The 8,142-nt window shown below is 30.1% G+C and carries 4 protein-coding genes; all 4 read left to right on the forward strand.

All coding sequences use genetic code 11. The features are described from left to right. Positions 1 to 126 precede the first annotated feature (126 nt). The 4 genes from KQI38_RS10145 (at position 127) to kce (ending at position 7,795) form a co-directional block, all read left to right on the forward strand. The gene (locus KQI38_RS10145) at positions 127 to 2,829 is read left to right on the forward strand and encodes a PD-(D/E)XK nuclease family protein (protein WP_216558987.1); all 2,703 of its coding nucleotides are present in this window, start codon (positions 127 to 129) and stop codon (positions 2,827 to 2,829) included. Beyond that, entirely contained in the window at positions 2,819 to 6,340 is a 3,522-nt protein-coding gene (locus tag KQI38_RS10150; RefSeq protein WP_216558990.1) for a UvrD-helicase domain-containing protein, read from the forward strand. The genes KQI38_RS10145 and KQI38_RS10150 overlap by 11 nt, the downstream gene beginning before the upstream one ends. Positions 6,341 to 6,423: 83 nt before the next feature. Then, the gene (kal, locus tag KQI38_RS10155) at positions 6,424 to 6,807 is read left to right on the forward strand and encodes a 3-aminobutyryl-CoA ammonia lyase (protein ID WP_094899592.1); all 384 of its coding nucleotides are present in this window, start codon (positions 6,424 to 6,426) and stop codon (positions 6,805 to 6,807) included. A gap of 169 nt (positions 6,808 to 6,976) precedes the next feature. Further along, positions 6,977 to 7,795, forward strand: coding sequence for a 3-keto-5-aminohexanoate cleavage enzyme (gene kce / locus KQI38_RS10160; protein WP_094899593.1), 819 nt, complete (start codon positions 6,977 to 6,979; stop codon positions 7,793 to 7,795). Positions 7,796 to 8,142: the final 347 nt, after the last annotated feature.

Here is an 8,142-nt window from a genome sequence, read left to right on the forward strand (position 1 = left end):
AAGCGGTGAAGGCGCATATATGGCTAAAGTTGACTTTTAGGAGTCTATATTTTTGTTAAATTAAAGGATTTTTATTTTTTATGTCGAATATTTATATACCATAAGAAGATAAAAGAGGGTGAGGGTATGAAACTTATAGAATTAAGGGAATTTTGTAAAGAAAATATTTTAGATGAAAAGATATTTATAGTTCCAACAAGAACCATAGGAATGCAAATCGTAAATAAGATGGCTAGAGATGGCTATCCTTCTATAAATCTTAGGACAGTGACCCTAAAGGGTTTAGCTTTTGAGATGTGTGAAGAATATATTGCAAATAACAATAAATTGATAATTGACGATATTCTAGGAAACAATTTGATCATAGGCATACTTAAGGATTTATCTAAGTTAGATTCGGACAGTTTTTTCTTCAGATCAAATCTAATAGATTCAAAAACTGCTGAAGAAGTATATAAGGTAATAATGGAGTTAAAATACAGTGGATTAGAACATTTTCCAGAAGTAAAGAATCTAGACAAAATATATATGGAATACAAAGCCAGACTAAAGAAATTAAATGCTGTAGACTACTGTGACATAATTATTGAAGCATCAAATTCATCAAATATAAATCTATATCGGGAAAAGAAAATAGCTATAGCATCTAATATTGAATTTAATAATGCAGAAGAAATACTATTTAAGAAATTCAAAAATTGTACAAGGATTAAAATGCCTGTTAAATCAGTTGAAGGCCGTCCAAAGAATTATTATTATAAAGAGAATTCAGGGAAGACAGAATTTGAAAATAAAAATATTAAGTTTTATGAAGGCTATGGAACAAAGGAAGAAATAGGGATTATTTTAGAGGACATCAAGAGAAAAATAATCCCGCTTGATGAAGTAGTTATAGCATATACCAATAGTAAATATGTCAATTTAATTAATATTGAATTGGACATACATGGAATACCTGGAAACTTTGGTGGGGGTTTAGATATTGAATTCAGCAGTGTTTATAGATTTATAAATACTATTTTTACATGGGCTGTAAATTATTATAATGTGAAGGAAATAAAACCTATTTTTATCAATGATGACATTAAAATAGATAAATTTTCTGCTCCTGAAATGTATGAGGAACTAGTAGAATGTAAGATTGTATCCTTAAAGAAAAACTATGATAGAGTATTAAAATTAGAAGATGATACTAATATAGCCATAGAAAGAGATAAGAATTTAAATAAATTTCAAGCAGAGAAAAGAATCTGGCTAAGAGAATTTTTTAGGGGGATATTTGAAGCTATACCAAGAGATGATTATATTAGATTTGATCAATGTATTCCAAAGTTTATGAGTTTAATAACAAGGTATGTAAAGAATGTAAATAAATATGATGGAGCTGCGAAACAAGTAGTCTTAGAAATTCTGGATAAAATTGGAGATATTAATATGGAAGTTAGTAGGCATGAGTATTTTGATATAGTTCTATCCTATATTAAACAAAGTAAGATACTTAGATCCCAACCTCAGCCGGGAAGTATATTTATTACAAGTCTTAAAAGTGCAGGATATACGGGAAGAAAGAATCTTTATTTAATAGGGTTAGATAGTACTAGCTTATCTAATAAGGCAGTAGAATCACCTATTCTGCTTGATACGATCAGAACTAAAATATCTGACAAGATTTCCTTTGCAAATGATAATTATGAATATAAAAAATATAAGGTAAGAGAATTATTAACGGCTGATTTTGAGAACATATCCATAGGTTATTCAAACTTCGATACGGTCAACATAAAAGTACAATCGCCATCTCAAATATATAATGAGTTAAAGGATATAATGGGAGAAAGAAAACAGGAGAAATATGAGGAGAAGAAAAGAGTAATTCAAGGGAGAGATATGGTTAAATCTGCAACCTCACTGGAGACCTTGGCTGAATGCCCTAGGAAATTTTATCTTAAAAATATAATGGGCTTAAGTCCTAAAGAAGATGCAGATATCAGAGTTGATAGATGGCTTGATGGAAAAACAAAGGGCATCATAGTACATGAAGTATTAGATAGTTATTTTAATTTAAATGAAGAAGAACAGACTAAAGAGAAAATAGTGGAATTAGTGGAGAAACAGTGTATTGAATCAGCGAGAGATAATGTCTGTCTGCTTCAAGAGGTATATCTAAGAGAAAAACAAAATTTAATAAATGCATGTGGAAATATAATAGATATTGCAGATAATGATAGTGAATGGACAGTACTGGTAAATGAATTATCCTTTGGAGATAAAAGAAGGAAGAATAATAAAATATTTGGTGTACTTCCTAAACAGAGGATAGATATTATGGGATTAGAATTAGATATATCAGGATCTATAGACAGGGTGGATATAAATAATATAGATAAGAATGTATTCAGAATTGTGGATTATAAAACAGGAAGTATGGATAACTTTGAAAAAAGATTAAGGTTTTCCACAGGTAGAGGTAAAAATAAAGACTACGATTATTCAAAAACACAAAAACTTCAGTATTATATTTATAAAAAAACATTAGAGAAAATATTAGAATCTAAAAAAGATATATCTTTAAGACCAGAAGTATGCAAATTTACTTATATATTTGAAGGTCATGAAAAGAATGGGATTATTGATTTGGATTTCAGTGAAGAATTTATAAATGTAATAGAAAATAGAATAAAGACTTTATTAGATATGGATATATTAGAGGAACAATCTCAAGTAATATTTGATTCAGAGGGTATATGCAGATATTGCGATTATAGTCCTATATGTATGGTGGACAAGGGGTTAACTAAAGTAGAAGAGGAGGGAGGATATGGTAAATAAAGAGGGACTAATAAGAGAAGAAATGAAAAAGAGAGAAGAAATAATAAACATCTTTGATAAAAATTATATTTTAGAAGCGGGAGCCGGTGCAGGGAAGACCACTATAATTGTGCAACGGATTATCAATCATATTATTACATCAGAAATAAATCCTGCTAATTTAGTAGCAATTACATTTACTAAAGCAGCGGCAACTGAATTAGCAGAAAGGATTCAATTAAAGGCTCTGGAATATCTTAAAGGAGAAACTAATCCAGAAATAATTCAAAGGCTCAAAGCCGTAGATAAGATATTTATCGGAACCATACACTCCTTTTGTGAGTTAATTTTAAGAGAAATGCCCTTTGATGCTGACATCACTCCGGATTACCAAATAATAGAAGATGATGAAGAGTTTCATAATGAAATATGGTATAGGTTTTTAAGGGATAGAGAAGAAGAATATAAAATGATTATAGATTTACTGTCAAAGGTAAATATTGATTATAAAGAATTGAGAAGTAAGGCAATTTTAGCTCTTGAAAATCCAGACATTAGATTTAGTGGCTATGAAGATGATGATTATAAATTTGAGGAAATCGAAAAGGAATTTGAAGATATAAAGAAGGATTATGGGTATTTAAATATAGAGCCTTTTAAGAATAATTCTAATCTAGCGAAACTGTTTCGCTCCATATTAGAAGAAAAACAAAGTCTAATAAATTATCTAGATAGTATTCTAAAGGAATATGGTAAGGAAGAGTTTGATATAGAAGTGATATTTGAAAAAATCATTGCTAAAAAGTACTGGAACTTAGATAATGCTCATGAATATAAGAATTTAATCGAAGGAATTTATGGTATATATTATAAACTAAATGCTATGGTATATAATTATTGCACAGAGTTTATCAATATGGCTGTAGATTATAAAAAAGAAAGATATCAAGGGAAACTTACCTTCAATGAGTTATTGTATAGGGCTTCTAAATTAATTAGGGAATCTTCAACAGCTAGAAAACATTTTAAAAATAAATATAAGTACTTCTATATAGATGAGTTTCAAGATACAGATCCTATGCAGGCTGAATTAGTACTTCACTTAACTGATAAGGAAACGGAGTATAATGGTGTAAGGCGGTGGCAGGATTGTAAGCCCGTGGCAGGTTCTCTATTTGTAGTAGGTGATCCCAAACAGTCTATATATAGATTTAGAAGAGCAGATATTACAATATATAATCAAGTAAAAGAAATAATATCAAATAATGGAGAGGTAATACACTTAGATATTAATTTTAGGTCATCTGATGATATATGTAACTGGGTGGAATCTACATTTAGGAATAAAGATAATATTAGCTTCGGATTTGACGAATATTCTACTGATGTGCAGGCTGGATTCACAGGTATATTGAGCTTATGGAATAACGAGAATTTAGAAGAACGAACAGTAAGAGGAATTTATAAATACAATTATCCAGAAAAGGAAGATCAAGAATATGTAGCTAATATTGTAGGAGATATCTTAAGGAATTACTATATTACTGAAAAAGTTAGAAAAAGAAAAGAAGAAATAATAGATGGGGAGAAGGATTATTATAATATCAATAGAAAAGTAAAAGAAGGAGATATAATGATCCTCACAAAGACCAATGAGGAAACTGGATTTTATCTTAAATCATTGAAGGATAGAGGGATATCTGCTGTATTGGCAGGAGAGAAAAACCTTGGAGACACTAGAGAGGTTCTGAATCTATTTATTTTGATAGATTCCTTAGTTGATTATAGAGATAACATAAAAATAGTATCAGCTCTGAGAAATTCCTTTTATTTAGATTTAGAAACTATAGAATTGTTTATGGAGGATAATAAAAATTTATCACAATTTATTTTCTTAAAAAATAAGATTGATGAAATTAAACACCTGAGCGTTAAAAAGGCATTTACCCATATGAATGAAATTGTTGATTTATCAAGAGGACTTAGCCCAATAGCCTTTATTGAAAAAGTTGTAGAGAGTCAGATTGGTGTTTATGATATTCATAGACAATATGAGAGGTTGGAAAGAAGAGATGCAGATTCTGCTCTTAGGCAAACTATAGAAATTTTAAAGTCGAAAAACTGTGGCAGTATATATGAAATAAGAGAAGAATTAAAGAATTTAATAAGAGCTAAGGTAAATTATGAATTGCCTGTAAGTAAAGAAGAAGCAGAAAATGCTGTAAGAATAATGAATATTCATAAATCAAAGGGGTTGGAAGCTAATATAGTTATACTAGTTGGTGCACACAAAAAAAGAACTATTTCTTCTAGTACTCACTATGTTCAAAAGGATGAGAATAATAGAAGTATTGGATTCATAGTTTATGCAGGAAGCCATAATATCCTTGGACCAAAGGAAATGGAAAGAAAAGAGAAAGAAAAACTCTTTATGGAAGCAGAAGTTGATAGGATTTTATATGTAGCAGCTACTAGGGGAAAATCAGTATTGATTGTAGCTGATGCTATTGATGAGAGAAGTTTCTTATATCCTCTATCTAAAAATATAAATAAGGAAATAAAGCTAGAAAATGAAATAGAAACTAAAATAGAAGATTTAATGATATCTGAAGAAAAGAAAAGAGAATTAGATATTACTAAGGATTCAAGAGTAATAAAAGAGATATCTAATCCTAGCTATTTAAAAGTTACTCCATCCCAGTTTGAATTAGCGAGAGATGATGTTAGAGAATCTGGCTACGAGAGGAGAAGAAAAAAATATATAAGCCCTAGACTTAGAAATACTAGAATATTAAAACCGAAAGTTATGGGGCCTAGGGGGAAGATATATGGCAGTATTATACATAGAGCCATAGAAATTCTAATTAATAAAAGTAATAAATTAAATAATGTTAGTGAAGATATTATTGATTATGCTTTAGATATATCAATTAATGAAGGTATGGACAATTTAGAAATTAATAAAACAAATATTGGATTATTCTATTCTATTGCTAATAATAGAGTTGAAGAAATACTTAATATTGCAATTGAAAAAGGAAACAAAGAGGCTAGGGATATAATTAAAAGAAGGATTTACAAATATGCCAGAAAAATATTAAATAATTTTATAAACAATGAAGATATCTTAGAACTTTTTAGAAATGCAAAAAAAGTATTTCCTGAATTATCCTTCACCATAGCAATAGATGAGAAGAACGAAGCTGCTTTAAATAGGATATTAAGCTTTTTATTTAAAGATGAGACTAAACTTGCAGAGAAAGGTAATAAAACCATACTTATTAATGGAACAATGGATTTGGTAATTCAGTCTGAGAATGATAACTGGACAATCGTTGATTATAAGACAGATATTTGCTTTAGTAAAGACATGGATAGAAAGCTGAGGAGAGACTATACTTCACAATTAGAGGGTTATAAAATATTATTTGAAGAGATTATGAGAGATAAAAATATAAAAGTAGATAATTTATTGTTTTATTCAACATTTAATGATAGAGTAATTGATATATATGGTAAGGTATTAATTTAATAAGAGTATAGATTCAATATCTTGTTACTATATTATCAATATGATATAATAAATCCAAATACATAAGCAATGGAGGGGACATTATGGAAAAGGCAATGATTAGACTTAGAATGAGTACTCAAGATGCTCATTATGGTGGGAATTTAGTAGACGGTGCTAGAATGTTGGCGTTATTTGGAGATGTAGCTACAGAATTACTTATTAGACATGACGGGGATGAAGGACTATTTGTAGCTTATGACAAGGTAGAGTTTACAGCTCCAGTATATGCAGGAGATTATATCGAGGCAGTAGGAGAAATTGTAAAGGTAGGGAATACTTCTAGAAAAATGGTATTTGAGGCTAGAAAGGTTATAATACCTAGACCAGATATTAGTCCATCAGCTTGTGATGTACTAGAAGAACCGGTAGTAGTTTGTAGAGCAGAGGGAACTTGCGTAGTTCCAAAGGATAAGATAAGGAAGTAATGCACAATGCACAGTTCACAATTCACAATTGAAAAGATTAAAATCCAAATGTTTTATTCAGTGTGACAATTATCTTATCACTAGATAAACAAAATAGGCGAAGAATCTGAGAATTTAATTGTGCATCGTGCATTGTGAATTGTTAATTGAATAATAGGGGGGCGTTTATATGGAAAAATTAATTATCACTGCTGCTATTTGCGGTGCAGAAGTAACTAAGGAGCACAATCCAGCTGTTCCTTATACTGTAGAGGAAATTGGTAGAGAAGCAGAAGCAGCATATAAGGCTGGAGCAAGTATAATTCACCTTCATGTTAGAGAAGATGATGGTACTCCAACTCAAGATAAATCTAGATTTAAAGCTTGTATGGATGAAATCTATAAGAGATGTCCTGATGTTATTATCCAACCTTCTACAGGTGGAGCAGTTGGTATGACTGATGAAGAAAGACTTCAACCAACAGAGCTAGGGCCAGAAATGGCAACTTTAGATTGTGGTACTTGTAACTTTGGCGGGGATGAAGTATTTGTAAATACTGAAAATACTATTAAAAACTTTGGCAGACTTATGATTGAAAGAGGAGTTAAGCCAGAGGTAGAAGTATTTGATAAAGGTATGGTTGACTATGCAATCAAATATGCTAAGCAAGGCTTCATAAAAGAGCCAATGCACTTTGATTTTGTATTAGGCGTGCAAATGGCTGCAACTGTTAGAGACTTATCATTTATGGTAGATAGTATTCCAGCAGGATCTACTTGGACTGTAGCAGGAATAGGTAGACATGAATTCCCATTAGCAGCAGTTGCCATTACTATGGGTGGACATGTTAGAGTAGGTTTTGAAGATAATGTATATATAGAAAAGGGAGTATTAGCTAAGTCAAATGGTGAATTAGTTGAAAAGGTTGTAAGAATAGCTAAAGAACTAGGTAGAGAAATAGCTACTCCAGATGAAGCAAGAGAAATATTAGGATTAAAGAAGAGATAGATAATTGAGTAAGTATCAAAATTAGTGGCCGTTTTAGTTAATCAATATGCTAAGGGTTAAGGCTGTACTGATTTTGATACTTATTTTTATTTAATTAATATTGAAAGATAAATATCTTCTATGATATTATTAGGGCAAGGCAATCGATATGCAGGGTGTGATACCATCTCATTTCATAAAAGAAAGGAGGTGGTGTGATATGAGTACATTTCAAGCAATCTCTTTAATTTAAATATAGTATAATTAATAGTGAATAGATAGTTTAATATAACTATTTATTCACTATATTTTTTATAAAGTGAAATTATTAAATTAACTATATCTATTTAGTATATATAGTATAATAT

This window comes from Tissierella carlieri, assembly GCF_018917285.1.
Taxonomy (GTDB): Bacteria; Bacillota; Clostridia; order Tissierellales; family Tissierellaceae; genus Tissierella; species Tissierella carlieri.

What these genes read in the sequence shown, in the direction of transcription:
- KQI38_RS10145 (WP_216558987.1), top strand. Translation starts at nt 127, where the DNA reads ATGAAACTTATAGAATTAAGGGAATTTTGTAAAGAAAATATTTTAGAT.
- KQI38_RS10150 (WP_216558990.1), top strand. Translation starts at nt 2,819, where the DNA reads ATGGTAAATAAAGAGGGACTAATAAGAGAAGAAATGAAAAAGAGAGAA.
- kal (WP_094899592.1), top strand. Translation starts at nt 6,424, where the DNA reads ATGGAAAAGGCAATGATTAGACTTAGAATGAGTACTCAAGATGCTCAT.
- kce (WP_094899593.1), top strand. Translation starts at nt 6,977, where the DNA reads ATGGAAAAATTAATTATCACTGCTGCTATTTGCGGTGCAGAAGTAACT.